We start from the raw sequence: 16,920 nt of genomic DNA on the forward strand, positions 1-16,920 counted from the left end.
AGATGAACCTGGCGCGCTACCGTTTTGTACTGTCCCGGCCACTGCAATTGCTGCCGGTACTGTTTGGCATCAGCCTGATCACGTTTGTGCTGGTGCGCTCGATTCCTGGCGACCCGGCGCGGGCCCTGCTGGGCTCGCGCAGCACGCCGGATGCCTTGCTGAAAATCCGCGCCCAGTACGGCCTCGACCAGCCTTTGTGGCAGCAGTATTTCTATTTCCTGAAGAACCTGCTCAAGGGCGATCTCGGCCAATCACTGCTGTACAAAGTCGACGCCTTGAAATTGATCGTCACCCGCATCGAACCCACCCTGGTGCTGGTGCTTGGCAGTGTGGTGCTGGCACTGCTGATTGCGGTGCCGCTGGCGACGTGGGCGGCGCGCAATAAAGGCGGGTGGGCGGACAACCTGATCCGCGTGTTCACCACCGTGGGCCTGGGCATGCCGGCGTTCTGGCTGGGCCTGATGCTGATCCTGCTGCTCAGTGTGCAATGGGGCCTGTTCCCGGTGTCCGGCTACGGCCGTACCTGGCTGGACAAGGCGCACCATATGGTCTTGCCGTGCCTGACCATCGCCCTGGCGCTGTCGGCGGTGCTGGTCCGCAACCTGCGGGCGAGCATGTTGATGGAGCTGCAGGCCGACCACGTCACTGCCGCGCGGGCCCGTGGGCTGTCGGAAGCTGCGGTGTTCCGTCGCCATGTGTTGCCCAATTCCCTGGTGCCGGCGGTCAACCTGCTGGCGGTGAATATTGGCTGGCTGATCAGCGGCACCGTCGTGATCGAAAGCCTGTTCGCCATTCCCGGCATCGGCCAGTTGCTGGTGCGCGGCATTTTTACCCGCGACTACATGGTGGTGCAGGGCGTGGCGATGGTGCTGGCGTGCGCGACGGTGGTGGTCAACTTTATCGCCGACGTGGTCACGGTGGCCCTCGACCCTCGGGTGAAAATGCAATGAGCGGCCGTCCACTGATTGCCCCATGGCGCCTGCGTCTGCGTTTTGGCTTTCGCAATGGCCGACTGACGGCCGCGTGGGGGCTGTTGATCCTGCTGGTATGGTTGGTCCTGGCGCTGTGCGCGCCGTGGATCGCGCCCTATGACCCGATCGCGCAGAACACCGACATCAGCTTGCTGGGGCCGAGCCTGGCCCATCCATTCGGTACGGATAACTACGGTCGAGACATCCTTTCGAGGGTGATCTGGGGCGCGCGCGTCGATCTGCAACTGGCCATTATCGGGGTGATTTTCCCGTTCATGATCGGCACGTTTGTCGGCGCGGTTTCCGGCTATATCGGCGGGCGCTTCGACAGTTTCTGCATGCGCGTGATCGATGTGATCCTGGCGTTCCCGTTCCTGGTGTTGATGCTGGCGATCATGGCTATCCTCGGTCCGGGCCTGAAGAGTTTTTATATCGCCATGGCGCTGGTGGGCTGGGTGTCGTATGCGCGGCTGATCCGCTCACAGATCCTGGTGCTCAAGGAAAGCGACTTCGCCCTGGCGGCCAAGAGCCTGGGCTTTGGCCATGGGCGCATTCTGTTCCGACATTTGCTGCCGAATGCGATGTTTGGCTCGATTGTGTTTTCCATGTCTGACGCGGTGCTGGTACTGCTCAACGGTGCCGCCGTGAGCTACCTGGGCCTGGGCGTGCAACCGCCGACGGCGGAGTGGGGGACGATGATTGCCGAAGGGCAGGCGTTTATCACCACGGCCTGGTGGATCTGCACCTTTCCGGGGCTGGCCATCGTGACCCTGGCCATGGGCTTCAGCCTGCTGGCCGATGGTGTGGCGCAAGTGCTGGGGGATCGCTCATGAGCCTGCTGCAGGTGCAAGACCTCAGCGTGATCGCCAACAACGCCGGGCGCGATGTGACCTTGGTCGACCGCGTGTCCTTTGACCTGGCCGAAGGCGAGATCCTCGGCCTGGTGGGTGAAAGCGGCTCGGGCAAGACCATGGCCTGCCGTGGCTTGATGCGCCTGTTGCCGTCGCCCAACCTGCGCGTGCAGGGCGGTGCGGTACGCCTGGCGGGCCAGGACCTGCTGCAACTGGATGACGCCGGCATGCGGGCGGTGCGTGGCGGGCAGTTGGGCATGATCTTCCAGAACCCCAGCAGCCACCTCGACCCCTTGATGCGCATCGGCGATCAGATCGCCGAAGGCATCCGCCTGCATCAGGGTGCGTCGAAAAAAGACACGCGCCGACAAGCCATCGAAGTGTTGCGCCAGGTGGGCATTCCCGATCCCCAGGCACGGGTCGACAACTATCCCCATGAATTTTCCGGTGGCATGCGCCAGCGCGCGATGATCGCCGTGGCCCTGGGCTGCAACCCGAACGTATTGATTGCCGACGAGCCGACCACGGCGTTGGACGTGACCGTGCAGGCGCAGATCCTGCGCCTGCTGCTGGACCTGCGTGACCAGCGCGGCCTGTCGCTCATCGTGATCACCCACGACCTCGGCGTGGTTGCGCAAACCTGTGATTCCATCGCCGTGATGTACGCCGGGCGCCTGTGCGAGCACGGCAGCAAGTACGACGTGCTCGCCCATCCGCAACACCCCTACACAGCCGGCCTGATTGATTGCCAACCGACCCACGGCAGTGGTCCTGGGTTGCTGCGTACCATCCCCGGCCAGCCGCCCTTGCTCGATGCGTTACCCGACGGCTGCCGCTTCAACCCGCGTTGCCCGCAGGTCGGCGCGTTGTGCACCGAACGGTTGCCCGAAGGCGCGCGCGTGGCCTGTCACTACCCGTTGGGAGCACGCCCATGAGCCTGTTGCAGATCAAGAATCTGGAGGTGCGGTTCGCCGCGTCCGGCACGGGGGTGTTCGGCCTGAACAAGCAGTGGGTGAAGGCGGTGAACGGTGTGTCGCTGAACCTTGCAGCCGGTGAAACCCTGGGGTTGGTGGGGGAGTCCGGCAGCGGCAAAAGCACCCTGGGCCGCGCGATCCTGCACCTCAACCCGATCAGTGCCGGGCAGGTGCTGTTCGATGGCATCGACATGGCCCATGGCAGCGCGATCGACATCGTGCGCCTGCGCCAGGAAACGGCGATGATCTTCCAGGATCCCTACGCCGCGTTGAACCCGCGCCACACCATCGGCGAAACCATCGCCGAGGTGTTGCGGGTGCAGCGCAAAGTCCCGGCAGAGCGTATCCCGGCTCGCGTCAACGAACTGCTTGACCTGGTCGGCCTGCGCCCCGAACTGGCCAGTCGCAAACCCGGCGCCCTCAGTGGTGGCCAATGCCAGCGTGTCGGTATTGCCCGGGCGCTGGCGGTGGAGCCGCGCTTGATCATCGCCGATGAATGCGTGGCGGCCCTGGATGTATCGATCCAGGGCCAGATCATCAACCTGCTGTTGGAACTGCAACAGCGCATGAACCTGGCGATCCTGTTTATCGCCCACGATTTGGCCATCGTGCGGCGCCTGTGCGACCGCGTGGCGGTGATGTACCTGGGCAAGATCGTCGAGGAAGGGCCGGTGGAAGCGGTCTTCACCTCGCCGCGCCATCCGTATACGGCGGCGTTGATCGAGGCGATTCCGGAGATCGATCCGCACCGGCCCTTGCCGACGCAGCCGTTACCTGGCGAGCCGCCGAGCCCGCTGAATTTGCCTACGGGCTGTGCCTTCCACCCGCGTTGCCGGTACGCCCGGACGATGTGTTCCGTGGTATTGCCGCCTACCCATTCCCTGCACGAGCATCGATACAGTTGCGTGCTTGAAGAACCGTTGACCCTACCTGCCCATCATGAACAAGGAGTTATGACATGCAATCGCGCCACTTGAAGTTGCTCGCCGCTGCTACGTTGACCGCGTGGTCCCTCACTGCCGGATTGGCGCAAGCCGCCGGCGTCCTGACCATCGGCTGCCGTGAAGACAGCACCACGTTCGACCCGATCAAAAGCGCGCAAAACCGCGATACCTGGGTATTTGCCAACGTCTACGACACCCTGGTACGCGTGGACAACCTGGGCACCAAGATGGAGCCGGGCCTGGCTGAAAGCTGGGATATTTCCAAGGACGGCCTGACCTACACCTTCAAGCTGCGCGATGCGAAGTTCTCCGATGGCTCGGCGATCACCGCCGAGGATGCAGCGTTCAGCCTGTTGCGCATCCGCGATAACAAGGCTTCGTTGTGGGCTGATCCCTTCAACCTGATCGACACCGCCAAGGCGACGGACTCGAAAACCCTGGTTGTCACACTGAAGACTCCGGCGGTCGCCTTCCTGTCGCAACTGGCTTCGCCGACGGTCTCGATCCTGTCGGAAAAAGCCATGACCAAAATGGGTGAAGACGCCTACTCGGAAAATCCGGTGACCTCCGGCGCGTTTACCGTGGACGAATGGCGCAAGGGCGACCGGGTCATCCTGAAGAAGAACCCGAACTTCTGGCAGGCCAAGAAGGTCAGCCTGGATGGCGTGGAGTGGGTCTCCGTGACCGACGACAATACGCGGATGCGCATGGTGCAGAACAACGAGCTGGACACGGCGATCTTCGTACCGTTTTCCCGGGTTGAAGAGCTGAAGAAAGACAAGAACGTGGTGATCCACTCCGACCCGTCCACCCGTGAAGATCACCTGCTGATCAATCACGCCCACGGTCTGCTGGCCAAGCAGGAAGTACGCGAGGCGCTGGACATGGCCATCGACAAGCAGTCGCTGGTGAAAACCGCGACCTACGGTCAGGGCACTGTGGCCTATTCCTACATTCCGAAAGGCTCGTTGTTCCACTACGCCAACAACCTGCAACGCCCGTATGACCCGACCGCCGCCAAGAAACTGTTGGAAAAGGCTGGCGCGAAGGACTTGAAGCTCAACTATGTGGTCAACGCCGGCAACGAAGCCGACGAGCAGATCGCGGTGATCATCAAGGACCAGTTGGCCAAGGTCGGCGTGACCGCCAACCTGCAGAAGGTCGACCCGACCCAAAGCTGGCAGATGCTGGTGGACGGTGAGTACGATATTTCGGTGATGTACTGGACCAACGACATCCTCGACCCGGACCAGAAGACCACCTTCGTGCTCGGCCACGACACCAACCAGAACTACATGACCCGCTACAAGAACGACAAGGTCAAGGACTTGGTCGCGGCGGCGCGCATCGAAGCCGACCCGGTCAAGCGTGAGCAGATGTATGTCGAGTTGCAGAAACTGGCGAAACAGGATGTGAACTGGATCGACCTGTACTACAGCCCGTACATCAACATCTCACGCAAGAATGTGAGCAACTTCCTGCAAAATCCGTTGGGGCGCTTCACCCTTGAGGAAGTGGTGAAGAACTAAATAAGTAAACCCAATGTGGGAAGAGACCTGTGGTGAGCGGGCTTGCCCCGCGCTGGGCTGCGAAGCAGCCCCACAGTTCAGCCAGCGCGATCTGACAGAGAGATTACGTTGGCAGGTTTTGGGGCCGCTTCGCAGCCCGGCGCGGGGCAAGCCCGCTCACCACAAAAGCCAACTCCCACAGCGGGTAGGGTGTCAGGGATTACTGCGCGTCAAACGCCTGCCCATTGATGCCGGTACTGTCCGGGCCCATCAGGTACAGGTACACCGGCATGATCTCTTCCGGTGCCGGCCTTTCCATCGGATTCTCCCCTGGATATGCCTGGGCCCGCATGCTGGTGCGCGTGCCGCCCGGGTTGATGCTGTTGGCGCGCACCGGTGCGACGGTGTCGAGCTCATCCGCCAGGGTCTGCATCAAGCCTTCAGTGGCGAATTTCGACACCCCATAAGCGCCCCAATATGCCCGGCCCTTGCGCCCGACGCTGCTGGAGGTGAACACCACCGACGCATCCTGGGACAGCTTGAGCAGCGGCAACAACGTGCTGGTGAGCATGAACATCGCATTGACGTTGATGTGCATCACCCGCATGAAGTTCTCGCCGGACAACTGCTCGATCGGCGTACGTGGGCCGATGATCGAGGCGTTGTGCAGCAGGCCATCGAGGTGGCCGAATTCTTTTTCGATCATCGCTGCCAGCTCATCGTATTGATGGGGCAGGGCGGTCTCCAGGTTGAAGGGGATCACCACCGGCTGCGGGTGGCCGGCCGCTTCGATCTCGTCATACACCTGGGCCAGGTTGGCTTCGGTCTTGCCCAGCAACAGCACGGTCGCGCCATGGGCGGCGTAGGTTTTCGCCGCCGCCGCGCCAATGCCGCGACCGGCGCCGGTCACCAGGATCACCCGGCCTTTGAGCAGTTCTGGACGTGCGGAGTAATCAAACATAAACAACCTCGACAGAATTCACAGAAAATCCAAGCACCCCTTGTAGGAGCTCGCTCGCGAAAAACGTCAACGATAACGCGGGGTATCTGGATCAACGCGGCGATCTCGGGTTCTTCGCGAGCAAGCTCGCTCCTACAGAGGGGAGCGAACCATCAGCAACTGCACAGTGCGTTATCCAGCACCTTGCGCAGTTCCAGCGGGTGATCCACCACCACATCGGCGCCCCAATGGCGCGGATTGTCGTCCGGGTGGATGTAGCCGTAGGTGACCGCTGCAGTGCGCGTGCCGGCGTCGCGGCCGGACTCGATATCGCGCAGGTCGTCGCCCACGAACAGCACGCTGGCCGGGTCCAGGTCGAGCATCTTGCACGCCAGGATCATCGGCTCCGGGTCCGGCTTGCTGTTCTTCACATGATCGGGGCAGATCAGCAGCGCCGAGCGCTCGGCCAGGCCCAGTTGCTGCATGATCGGTTCGGCAAAGCGCAGTGGCTTGTTGGTGACCACGCCCCAGACCAACTTGGACTTCTCGATGTCCTCCAGCAGCTCGGCCATGCCGTCGAACAGTTTGCTGTGGACCGCGCACCCTTTGAGGTAGCGCTCGAGAAACTCTTGGCGCAGCTCCTCGAAGCCTGGGGATTCCGGGTCCATGGAAAAGGTCACGGCCACCATCGCCTTCGCACCGCCGGAAATTTCATCGCGGATGTGCTGGGGGTTGATCGGCCCCAGGCCGCGGTCGGCCCGCATGGCCTGGCAGATGGCGATAAAGTCTGGCGCGGTATCCAGCAGGGTACCGTCCATGTCGAAGAGAACCGCTCGCAACTTCACAGGCTTACTCCTCGCGCAGGGTCTGGATCATGTAGTTGACGTCAACGTCGCTGGCCAGTTTGTAGTGCTTGGTCAGCGGGTTGTAGGTCAGGCCGATGATGTCCTTGACGGTCAGCCCGGCCTGGCGGCTCCACGCACCCAGTTCGGACGGGCGGATGAATTTCTTGAAATCGTGGGTGCCGCGCGGCAGCAGCTTCATGATGTATTCGGCGCCGATGATCGCGAACAGGTAGGCCTTGGGGTTGCGGTTGATGGTAGAGAAGAACACCTGGCCGCCCGGCTTGACCATGCGGAAGCAGGCGCGGATCACCGACGATGGGTCTGGCACGTGCTCCAGCATTTCCAGGCAGGTGACCACGTCGAACTGCTCAGGCATTTCCTCGGCCAGGGCTTCGGCGGTGATCTGGCGATATTCCACGCTCACGCCGGATTCCAGCTGATGCAACTGGGCCACGGCCAGCGGCGCTTCGCCCATGTCGATCCCCATCACGGTGGCGCCGCGCTGGGCCATGGCTTCGCTGAGGATGCCGCCGCCGCAACCGACGTCCAGCACCTTCTTGCCGGCCAGGTTGACGCGTTCGTCAATCCAGTTGACCCGCAGCGGGTTGATGTCGTGCAGGGGTTTGAACTCGCTTTCGCGGTCCCACCAGCGGTGGGCCAGGGCTTCAAACTTGGCGATTTCGGCGTGGTCGACGTTGCTCATGGTGAATCCTCTAAATCTGATAAATCGGTTTGTCGGTCCTGAACACGCAGGTTCAGAGCCAGCGTTATTCGGTGTGCCCGCCGATGCGTTTTCCCCAGGCAATGGCCGTGGCGGTCAACTGTTGTTCATCCATGCGGGTGAGTTGCCGGTCGTCGAGCAACTGCTTGCCGGCGACCCAAAGGTGTTTCACGCAATCGCGTCCGGTGGCATATATAAGCTGTGAGACCGGATCGTAGATCGGTTGTTGCGCCAGCCCCGTCAGATCGAAGGCGACCATATCCGCCGCCTTGCCCACTTCCAGGGAGCCGATTTCACTTTCCAGGCCCATGGCACGCGCACCGTTGAGCGTAGCCATGCGCAGCGCACGGTGGGCGTCCAGGGCGGTGGCCGAACCCGCGACGGCCTTGGCCAGCATCGCGGCGGTACGGGTTTCACCCAGCAGGTCCAGGTCGTTGTTACTGGCGGCGCCATCGGTGCCGATGGCCACATTGACGCCCGCCTGCCATAGACGCTCCACCGGGCAGAAGCCACTGGCCAGTTTCAGGTTCGATTCCGGGCAATGGATCACGCTGGTGTTGCTTTCTACCAGCAAAGCCAGGTCGTCCTCGCTGATTTGGGTCATATGAACGGCCTGGAAGCGCGGGCCCAGCAAGCCGAGGCGTCCCAGGCGCGCCAACGGCCGCTCGCCGGTCTGTTCGACGGCCTGTTGTACCTCGAAAGCGGTTTCATGCACATGCATATGGATCGCGGCGTCCAGCTCTTCGGCGATGACCCGGATCTTTTCCAGGTTGGCATCGCACACCGTGTAGGGCGCGTGGGGGCCGAAGGTGATCTTGATGCGCGGATGGTGCTTGAGGTCGCCGAACAGCTCGATGCCCTGGCGGATCGCCTCATCGGCGGTGCCGGCGCCGGGAATCGGGAAGTCGAGGATCGGAATCGCGATCTGCGCACGCATGCCGCTGTTGTGCACGCAATCGCTGGCGACCTTGGGGTAGAAGTACATGTCCGAGAAGCAGGTGATGCCGCCCTTGAGCTGCTCGGCAATGGCCAGGTCGGTGCCGTCACGCACGAAGGCCTCGTCGACCCACTTGGCTTCGGCGGGCCAGATGTGTTTTTCCAGCCAGGTCATCAAGGGCAGGTCATCGGCCAGGCCGCGAAACAGGCTCATCGCCGCATGCCCGTGGGCGTTGATCAGGCCGGGACTGAGCAGCATGCCCGGCAGTTCGCGCACTTCAGTGGCCGACAGCTTCAACGCCGCAGCCCGTGGACCGATAAAGGCGATACGCCCATTGCGGATGCCCACGCCATGGTCCTTGAGCACCACGCCGGCGGGTTCGACAGGTACCAGCCAGGTTGGCAGTAGCAATAAGTCGAGCGGGGCGGCAGTGGAGGTCATCGCAGGCTTCTTCCCGGGCAGCTATAAAAGAAGCGCGAAGTATACCCGAGCGTCCTGGCTGGCGGATCGCTATAATCGGCGGCTTTTGTTGATGAGTACGGGGTGACGGATGCGCGATCGACTGTTGGCAGCGGAGAAAGTGAAGGCCATCGATTGGCGTGATGGCACGCTGCACCTGCTCGATCAACGCGCCCTGCCGTCCCAGGAACACTGGGTGGCCTGCTCCACGGTCGATGCAGTGGCTGCGGCCATTCGCGCCATGGTGGTGCGTGGCGCATCGGCGATCGGCATCAGCGCGGCCTATGGCCTGGTGCTCGCCGCTCGCGAGCGTATCGCCGAGGGCGGTGACTGGCAGGCCGCCTGGGAAGAGGACTACGCACTACTGGCCGATACCCGTCCGACCGCCTCGAACCTGTTCTGGGCGCTCAAGCGCATGCGCGATCGCCTGGATCGCGTCAAGAAGCACGCCGATCCGCTGGCGGTGCTGGAGGCCGAAGCGATCGCTATCCATGAAAGCGACCGGGAAGCCAACCTCGTCATGGCCCAGTTGGGCGTTGAGCGGATTCGCAAGCATCAGGGCAATGCCCAGGCGATCTTGACCCATGGCAACGCCGGCGCCTTGGCAACCGGCGGTGTCGGCACGGCCCTCGGGGTGATTCGCGCGGCGTTCCTGGAAGGCTTGGTCGAGCACGTCTACGCCAATGAAACCCGCCCATGGCTGCAAGGCTCGCGGCTGACCGCCTGGGAACTGGCGGGCGAGGGGATCCCGGTCACCGTGAATGCCGACTCCGCCGGCGCGCATCTCCTCAAGACCAAGGGCATCACCTGGGTGATCGTCGGCGCCGATTGCATTGCCGCCAATGGCGATGTGATCAGCAAGATCGGCACCTATCAATTGGCGGTGTGCGCCATGCACCACGGCGTGCGTTTCATGGTGGTGGCGCCGAGTTCGAGCCTGGACCTGATGATGGCCACTGGTGACGATGTGGCCCTGGAGGAGCGCGATCCCGGTGAACTGCTGGAGGTCATGGGGCAGCGCTTGGAGGTCAATGCGTTTAATCCGGTATTTGATGTGACCCCGGCCGACCTGATCGATGTGATCGTGACTGAGAAGGGCGTGGTTGAGCGGCCGGATACGGCGAAATTGGCCAAGCTGATGTGCCGTAAGCGGCTGCATTGAGGGCTGTGGTGTCTGTGAAATGGCTATCGTGGGCAAGCCCCCTGCCACATTTTGACTGTTCACAATTAAAGTGTGGGAGGGGGCTTGCCCCCGATTGGCCCGGAAAGTCAATAAAACCCTCGGATCCGCCCTCAAAAAAAAGCACCACCCCATCTCTGAGCCCCTCTGGTCCTCTTCAAGCCTGTCATCCGTCAAATTACTAGTCTCCATGCGCATCAGGGGGATAGGTGCGTGGCGGCGATTGTGATAACATCCGGCGGTTTCCAGGGCCGCCCCCAGGGGTTGTCCATAACGTGCAGATCCGTGTCATAACTCGTTGATTTGTCGTAAGTCGTTGTCAGGCAGTGTGCCGGCGACGGCGAGCTTCGTTCGTCCCATATGGACGCGACGAGGTTTCACCCGAAAAAGGAATCAGGCTTCTCATGGGCGAACTGGCCAAAGAAATCCTCCCGGTCAATATCGAAGACGAGCTGAAACAGTCCTACCTCGACTACGCGATGAGCGTAATTGTCGGTCGGGCACTGCCTGATGCGCGCGATGGCTTGAAGCCCGTGCACCGGCGTGTGCTGTTCGCAATGAGCGAGCTGGGTAACGACTGGAACAAGCCGTACAAGAAATCTGCCCGTGTTGTCGGTGACGTGATCGGTAAGTATCACCCTCACGGCGACACTGCGGTGTACGACACCATCGTTCGGATGGCCCAGCCGTTTTCCCTGCGCTACCTGCTGGTAGACGGCCAGGGCAACTTCGGTTCGGTCGACGGCGACAACGCCGCGGCCATGCGATACACCGAAGTGCGCATGACCAAGCTGGCGCACGAGCTGCTGGCCGACCTGCATAAAGAAACCGTGGACTGGGTGCCGAACTACGACGGCACCGAAATGATCCCGGCGGTCATGCCGACCCGGATCCCCAACCTGCTGGTCAACGGTTCCAGCGGTATCGCCGTGGGCATGGCCACCAACATCCCGCCGCACAACCTCGGTGAAGTCATCGACGGTTGCCTGGCCCTTATCGACAACCCTGAGCTGACCGTCGATGAGCTGATGCAATACATCCCGGGCCCGGACTTCCCGACCGCTGCGATCATCAACGGTCGCGCCGGCATCATCGAAGCCTACCGCACCGGTCGCGGCCGTATTTACATGCGCGCCCGCTCGATCATCGAGGACATCGACAAGGTCGGTGGCCGCCAGCAGATCGTCATCACCGAACTCCCGTACCAGTTGAACAAGGCGCGTCTGATCGAGAAGATCGCCGAGCTGGTTAAAGAGAAGAAACTCGAAGGCATCACCGAGCTGCGCGACGAATCCGACAAAGACGGTATGCGCGTGGTGATCGAGCTGCGTCGTGGCGAAGTGCCTGAGGTGATCCTCAACAACCTCTACGCCCAGACCCAGCTGCAAAGCGTGTTTGGTATCAACGTGGTCGCACTGATCGACGGCCGCCCACGCATCCTGAACCTCAAGGACCTGCTGGAAGCCTTCGTACGTCACCGTCGCGAAGTGGTGACCCGCCGTACCGTGTTCGAATTGCGCAAGGCTCGTGAACGCGGTCACATCCTGGAAGGCCAGGCTGTAGCGCTGTCGAACATCGACCCGGTCATCGCCCTGATCAAGGCCTCGCCGACGCCGTCGGAAGCCAAGGAAGCCCTGATCAAGATGCCATGGGAATCCAGCGCCGTGGTGGCGATGGTTGAACGTGCCGGTGCCGACTCGTGCCGCCCGGAGACCCTGGACCCGCAATACGGCCTGCGCGATGGCAAGTACTTCCTGTCGCCGGAACAGGCCCAGGCTATCCTGGAGCTGCGCCTGCACCGCCTGACCGGCCTGGAGCACGAGAAGCTGCTGGCCGAGTACCAGGAGATCCTCAACCAGATCGGCGAGCTGATCCGCATCCTCAACAGCGCCGTGCGCCTGATGGAAGTGATCCGCGAAGAACTGGAAGTGATCCGCGCCGAATACGGCGACGTGCGCCGCACCGAAATCCTCGATGCGCGCCTCGACCTGACCCTGGGTGACATGATCCCGGAAGAAGAGCGCGTGGTGACCATCTCCCACGGTGGCTATGCCAAGACCCAGCCATTGGCTGCGTACCAGGCCCAGCGTCGTGGTGGTAAAGGTAAATCGGCTACCGGCGTGAAGGATGAGGACTACATCGCCCACCTGCTTGTCGCCAACAGCCACACCACGCTGCTGCTGTTCTCCAGCAAGGGCAAGGTGTACTGGCTCAAGACCTACGAAATCCCGGAAGCCTCCCGCGCTGCCCGTGGTCGTCCGTTGGTCAACCTGCTGCCGCTGGACAGTGATGAATACATCACCACCATGCTGCCGGTCGAGGAATACACCGAAGGTCACTTCATCTTCATGGCCACCGCCAAAGGCACCGTGAAGAAGACCCCGCTGGAATCCTTCAGCCGCCAGCGCAGCGTGGGCCTGATCGCCCTGGAGCTGGACGAAGGCGACGTGCTGATCAGCGCGGCCATTACCGATGGCGAGCGTGAAGTCATGCTGTTCTCCGACGGCGGCAAGGTCACTCGCTTCAAGGAATCCGACGTTCGCGCCATGGGCCGTACCGCCCGCGGTGTGCGCGGCATGCGCCTGCCGGAAGGGCAGAAGCTGATTTCGATGCTGATCCCGGAAGAAGGCAGCCAGATCCTCACCGCTTCCGAGCGTGGTTATGGCAAACGCACCGCCATCAGCGAGTTCCCGGAGTACAAGCGTGGCGGCCAGGGCGTTATCGCCATGGTCAGCAACGACCGCAACGGCCGTCTGGTCGGCGCGGTCCAGGTGCTCGATGGCGAGGAAATCATGCTGATTTCCGACCAGGGCACCCTGGTGCGTACCCGTGTGGCCGAAGTGTCGAGCCTGGGCCGTAACACCCAGGGTGTGACCTTGATCAAACTGGCCAAGGACGAAAAACTGGTCGGCCTGGAGCGTGTCCAGGAACCATCGGAAGTCGAAGGCGAAGAGCTGGAAGGTGAGGAGTTCGAAGGCGAGGTGATCGCAACCGGCGATGACAGCGTCGACGAGCCAACCCTCGATGCTGCCGCAGACGAAGAAGAACCGCAGGAATAAGCGGACACACAGGGGGCGGATGAAGATTCGCCCCCTTGTTGTTTGTCCCCTTTGAAAGAACAACGCCGCCCCCTGTAGGAGCGAGCTTGCTCGCGAAAATCGTCAACGATAACGCGAGCTGCCTGATGTGCCCTTGCGCTCTCGGGTTTTTCGCGAGCAAGCTCGCTCCTACCGTGTTTGATTTCAGTCCCACCAGATCAGAGAGATTGGATGTGAGCAAGAGAGCCTATAACTTCTGTGCCGGTCCCGCGGCGCTTCCTGAAGCAGTCCTGCAGCGTGCGCAGGGTGAACTCCTCGACTGGCATGGAAAAGGCCTCTCCGTGATGGAAATGAGCCATCGCAGCGATGAGTTCGTGTCCATTGCCACCAAGGCCGAGCAGGATCTGCGCGACTTGCTCGACATTCCATCCAACTACAAAGTGCTGTTCCTGCAAGGCGGCGCGAGCCAGCAGTTCGCCCAGATCCCGCTGAACCTGCTGCCGGAAGGCGGCACTGCCGACTACATCGACACCGGTATCTGGGGGCAGAAGGCCATTGAAGAGGCCTCGCGCTATGGTCACGTCAACGTGGCCGGCACCGCCAAGCCCTACGACTACTTCGCCATTCCCGGTCAGAACGAATGGAAGCTGTCCAAGGACGCGGCCTACGTGCACTACGTCGCGAACGAAACCATTGGCGGCCTGGAGTTCGACTGGGTGCCGGAAGTCGGCGACGTTCCGCTGGTGTGCGACATGTCCTCGGACATCCTCTCGCGGCCTATCGATGTGTCGCGCTACGGCATGATCTACGCCGGCGCGCAGAAGAACATCGGCCCGAGCGGCATCCTGGTCAATATCGTGCGTGAGGACCTGCTGGGTCGCGCCCGTTCACTGTGCCCGACCATGCTCAACTACAAGGTCGCGGCCGACAACGGCTCGATGTACAACACCCCGCCGGCCTTCGCCTGGTATCTGTCGGGCCTGGTGTTCGAGTGGCTGAAGGAGCAGGGCGGCGTGGCGGCCATGGGCAAGCTCAACGAAGAGAAGAAGCGCACCCTGTACGACTTCATCGACGCCAGCGGCCTGTACAGCAACCCGATCAACCTCACCGACCGCTCGTGGATGAACGTGCCGTTCCGCCTGGCCGATGACCGCCTGGACAAGCCATTCCTGGCCGGTGCCGACGCCCGTGGCCTGCTGAACCTCAAGGGTCACCGTTCGGTAGGTGGCATGCGCGCCTCCATCTACAACGCTGTGGACATTCACGCGATCAATGCGCTGGTTGCCTACATGGCAGAGTTCGAAAAGGAACACGGCTAATGTCTGAACAAGAACTCAAGGCCCTGCGTGTACGCATTGACAGCCTGGACGAGAAAGTCCTGGAGCTGATCAGTGAGCGTGCGCGCTGCGCCCAGGAAGTGGCACGGGTGAAGATGGCGTCCCTGGCGGAGGGCGAAGTGCCGGTGTTCTACCGGCCGGAGCGTGAAGCCCAGGTGCTCAAGCGCGTCATGGAGCGTAACAAGGGCCCGCTGGGCAACGAAGAGATGGCGCGGTTGTTCCGTGAAATCATGTCGTCGTGCCTGGCGCTCGAGCAGCCGCTGAAAGTGGCCTACCTCGGCCCGGAAGGCACCTTCACCCAGGCGGCGGCCATGAAGCACTTCGGCCATGCGGTGATCAGCAAGCCGATGGCGGCCATCGACGAGGTGTTCCGTGAAGTGGCGGCCGGCGCGGTGAACTTTGGCGTGGTACCGGTGGAAAACTCCACCGAAGGCGCGGTCAACCACACGCTGGACAGCTTCCTTGAGCACGACATGGTGATCTGCGGCGAAGTCGAGCTGCGCATCCACCATCACTTGTTGGTGGGTGAGAACACCAAGACCGACAGCATCAGCCGCATCTATTCCCACGCGCAGTCCCTGGCCCAGTGCCGCAAGTGGCTGGATGCGCATTACCCGAATGTCGAGCGCGTGGCGGTGTCCAGCAACGCCGAAGCGGCCAAGCGGGTCAAGGGTGAATGGAATTCGGCGGCGATCGCCGGTGATATGGCGGCAGGCCTGTATGGCCTGACGCGCCTGGCCGAGAAAATCGAGGATCGCCCGGACAACTCCACGCGTTTCCTGATGATCGGCAGCCAGGAAGTGCCGCCGACCGGCGACGACAAGACTTCGATCATCGTCTCCATGAGCAACAAGCCCGGCGCGCTGCATGAGCTGCTGGTGCCGTTCCACGACAACGGGATTGACCTGACGCGCATCGAGACACGTCCTTCGCGCAGCGGTAAATGGACTTACGTGTTCTTTATCGACTTCATTGGCCACCACCGCGATCCGCTGGTCAAGGGCGTGCTGGAGAAGATCAGTCAGGAAGCCGTGGCACTCAAGGTGCTGGGCTCTTACCCGAAAGCGGTTTTGTGAGGCTTTAACATGAGTGGCAACTTCCTCGCCCTGGCCCAGCCGGGCGTGCAACAACTGTCGCCTTACGTTCCGGGCAAGCCTGTGGACGAGCTGGCGCGTGAGTTGAACCTGGACCCCTCCAAGATCGTCAAGCTGGCGAGTAACGAGAACCCACTGGGCCCAAGCCCCAAGGTATTGGCGGCGATTCGCGAAGAATTGGCCGAGTTGACGCGTTACCCGGACGGCAATGGCTTCGCCCTCAAGTCCCTGTTGGCAGAAACATGCCGGGTCGAGCTGAACCAGGTCACCCTGGGCAACGGTTCCAATGACATACTCGAGCTGGTCGGGCGTGCCTACCTGGCGCCGGGCCTGAACGCCGTGTTCAGCGAGCACGCGTTTGCGGTCTACCCGATCGTCACCCAGGCGGTCGGTGCCGACGCCCGCGTGATTCCTGCCAAGGACTGGGGCCATGACCTGCCGGCCATGCTGGCCGCCATCGACGCCCAGACCCGCGTCGTGTTTATCGCCAACCCGAACAACCCGACCGGCACCTGGTTCGATGCGCAGGCGCTCAACGACTTCCTGCAGGACGTGCCTGAGCATGTACTGGTGGTGTTGGACGAGGCCTACATCGAGTACGCCGAAGGCAGCGACCTGCCGAACGGCCTGGATTTCCTGGCGGCCTACCCGAACCTGCTGGTGTCGCGCACCTTCTCCAAGGCCTATGGCCTGGCCTCGCTGCGGGTTGGCTATGGCTTGTCGACAGCGGTGGTGGCCGATGTGCTGAACCGCGTGCGCCAACCGTTCAACGTCAACAGCCTCGCCCTGGCGGCAGCCTGTGCGGCGGTGAAGGATGCCGAGTACCTGGAAGAAGGTCGCCGCATCAACGCAAGCGGCATGCTGCAGTTGCAGGATGGCTTCCGTGCGTTGGGCCTGGGCTGGATTCCCTCCAAGGGCAACTTCATCTGTGTCGACCTTGGTCAAGTGGCCGCCCCGGTATTCCAGGGGCTGCTGCGCGAAGGTGTGATCGTGCGGCCGGTGGCCAACTACGGCATGCCGAACCACCTGCGGATCACCATCGGCTTGCCGGCTGAAAACAGCCGCTTCCTGGAGGCGCTGGCCAAGGTCCTGGCTCGTGGTTGATGTCACTGCATTGCAAC

Annotated in this window: 14 protein-coding genes; 10 read left to right on the top strand and 4 right to left on the bottom strand. The window is 62.2% G+C overall.

Going from position 1 to position 16,920, the window contains the following annotated elements; all coding sequences use genetic code 11:
* Positions 1-2 precede the first annotated feature (2 nt).
* The 5 genes from F6S08_RS09175 to F6S08_RS09195 are packed head-to-tail and all read left to right on the top strand — an operon-like array spanning position 3 to position 5,269.
* Entirely contained in the window at positions 3-950 is a 948-nt protein-coding gene (locus F6S08_RS09175) for an ABC transporter permease (RefSeq protein ID WP_027604190.1), read from the top strand.
* Entirely contained in the window at positions 947-1,804 is an 858-nt protein-coding gene (locus tag F6S08_RS09180) for an ABC transporter permease (protein ID WP_315871536.1), read from the top strand. Before F6S08_RS09175 ends, F6S08_RS09180 begins: the two co-directional genes overlap by 4 nt.
* The gene (locus tag F6S08_RS09185; RefSeq protein WP_315871537.1) at positions 1,801-2,757 is read left to right on the top strand and encodes an ABC transporter ATP-binding protein; all 957 of its coding nucleotides are present in this window, start codon (positions 1,801-1,803) and stop codon (positions 2,755-2,757) included. The genes F6S08_RS09180 and F6S08_RS09185 overlap by 4 nt, the downstream gene beginning before the upstream one ends.
* Entirely contained in the window at positions 2,754-3,773 is a 1,020-nt protein-coding gene (locus F6S08_RS09190; RefSeq protein WP_065928122.1) for an ABC transporter ATP-binding protein, read from the top strand. The genes F6S08_RS09185 and F6S08_RS09190 overlap by 4 nt, the downstream gene beginning before the upstream one ends.
* Entirely contained in the window at positions 3,755-5,269 is a 1,515-nt protein-coding gene (locus tag F6S08_RS09195; protein ID WP_074844543.1) for an ABC transporter substrate-binding protein, read from the top strand. The genes F6S08_RS09190 and F6S08_RS09195 overlap by 19 nt, the downstream gene beginning before the upstream one ends.
* 199 nt (positions 5,270-5,468) lie before the next feature.
* Here the strand turns inward: F6S08_RS09195 and F6S08_RS09200 are convergent, their stop codons facing one another.
* The 4 genes from F6S08_RS09200 to F6S08_RS09215 all read right to left on the bottom strand — a co-directional run bounded on the left by F6S08_RS09200 (position 5,469) and on the right by F6S08_RS09215 (position 9,132).
* Positions 5,469-6,209: a YciK family oxidoreductase gene (locus F6S08_RS09200; protein WP_315871538.1), complete on the bottom strand. Its 741-nt coding sequence runs from the start codon at positions 6,207-6,209 to the stop codon at positions 5,469-5,471.
* A 152-nt stretch (positions 6,210-6,361) separates the two neighbouring features.
* Complete coding sequence (gene mupP, locus F6S08_RS09205) at positions 6,362-7,033, bottom strand: N-acetylmuramic acid 6-phosphate phosphatase MupP (RefSeq protein WP_028619466.1); 672 nt, start codon at positions 7,031-7,033, stop codon at positions 6,362-6,364.
* A gap of 4 nt (positions 7,034-7,037) precedes the next feature.
* Positions 7,038-7,736, bottom strand: coding sequence for a bifunctional 2-polyprenyl-6-hydroxyphenol methylase/3-demethylubiquinol 3-O-methyltransferase UbiG (gene ubiG, locus F6S08_RS09210; protein ID WP_003172645.1), 699 nt, complete (start codon positions 7,734-7,736; stop codon positions 7,038-7,040).
* Positions 7,737-7,800: 64 nt separating this feature from the next.
* The gene (locus F6S08_RS09215) at positions 7,801-9,132 is read right to left on the bottom strand and encodes a TRZ/ATZ family hydrolase (RefSeq protein WP_315871539.1); all 1,332 of its coding nucleotides are present in this window, start codon (positions 9,130-9,132) and stop codon (positions 7,801-7,803) included.
* Positions 9,133-9,241: 109 nt separating this feature from the next.
* Here F6S08_RS09215 and mtnA point away from each other — a divergent pair, with 109 nt between their 5' ends.
* The 5 genes from mtnA (at position 9,242) to hisC (ending at position 16,903) form a co-directional block, all read left to right on the top strand.
* Positions 9,242-10,312 (top strand): S-methyl-5-thioribose-1-phosphate isomerase, encoded by a 1,071-nt coding sequence (mtnA, locus tag F6S08_RS09220; protein WP_315871540.1) that lies wholly within the window; start codon positions 9,242-9,244, stop codon positions 10,310-10,312.
* 422 nt (positions 10,313-10,734) lie between these two features.
* Positions 10,735-13,389: a DNA gyrase subunit A gene (gyrA, locus tag F6S08_RS09225; protein WP_065928116.1), complete on the top strand. Its 2,655-nt coding sequence runs from the start codon at positions 10,735-10,737 to the stop codon at positions 13,387-13,389.
* Positions 13,390-13,601: 212 nt separating this feature from the next.
* On the top strand, positions 13,602-14,687 hold the full coding sequence (gene serC / locus F6S08_RS09235; protein ID WP_065928115.1) for a 3-phosphoserine/phosphohydroxythreonine transaminase: 1,086 nt from the start codon (positions 13,602-13,604) through the stop codon (positions 14,685-14,687).
* A complete protein-coding gene (gene pheA, locus F6S08_RS09240) occupies positions 14,687-15,781 on the top strand; it encodes a prephenate dehydratase (protein ID WP_003172650.1) in 1,095 nt (364 codons plus the stop codon). Before serC ends, pheA begins: the two co-directional genes overlap by 1 nt.
* A gap of 9 nt (positions 15,782-15,790) precedes the next feature.
* Positions 15,791-16,903: a histidinol-phosphate transaminase gene (hisC, locus tag F6S08_RS09245; protein ID WP_092359025.1), complete on the top strand. Its 1,113-nt coding sequence runs from the start codon at positions 15,791-15,793 to the stop codon at positions 16,901-16,903.
* Positions 16,904-16,920 lie beyond the last annotated feature (17 nt).

The organism is Pseudomonas sp. JV449, assembly GCF_032424295.1.
GTDB lineage: Bacteria > Pseudomonadota > Gammaproteobacteria > Pseudomonadales > Pseudomonadaceae > Aquipseudomonas > Aquipseudomonas marginalis.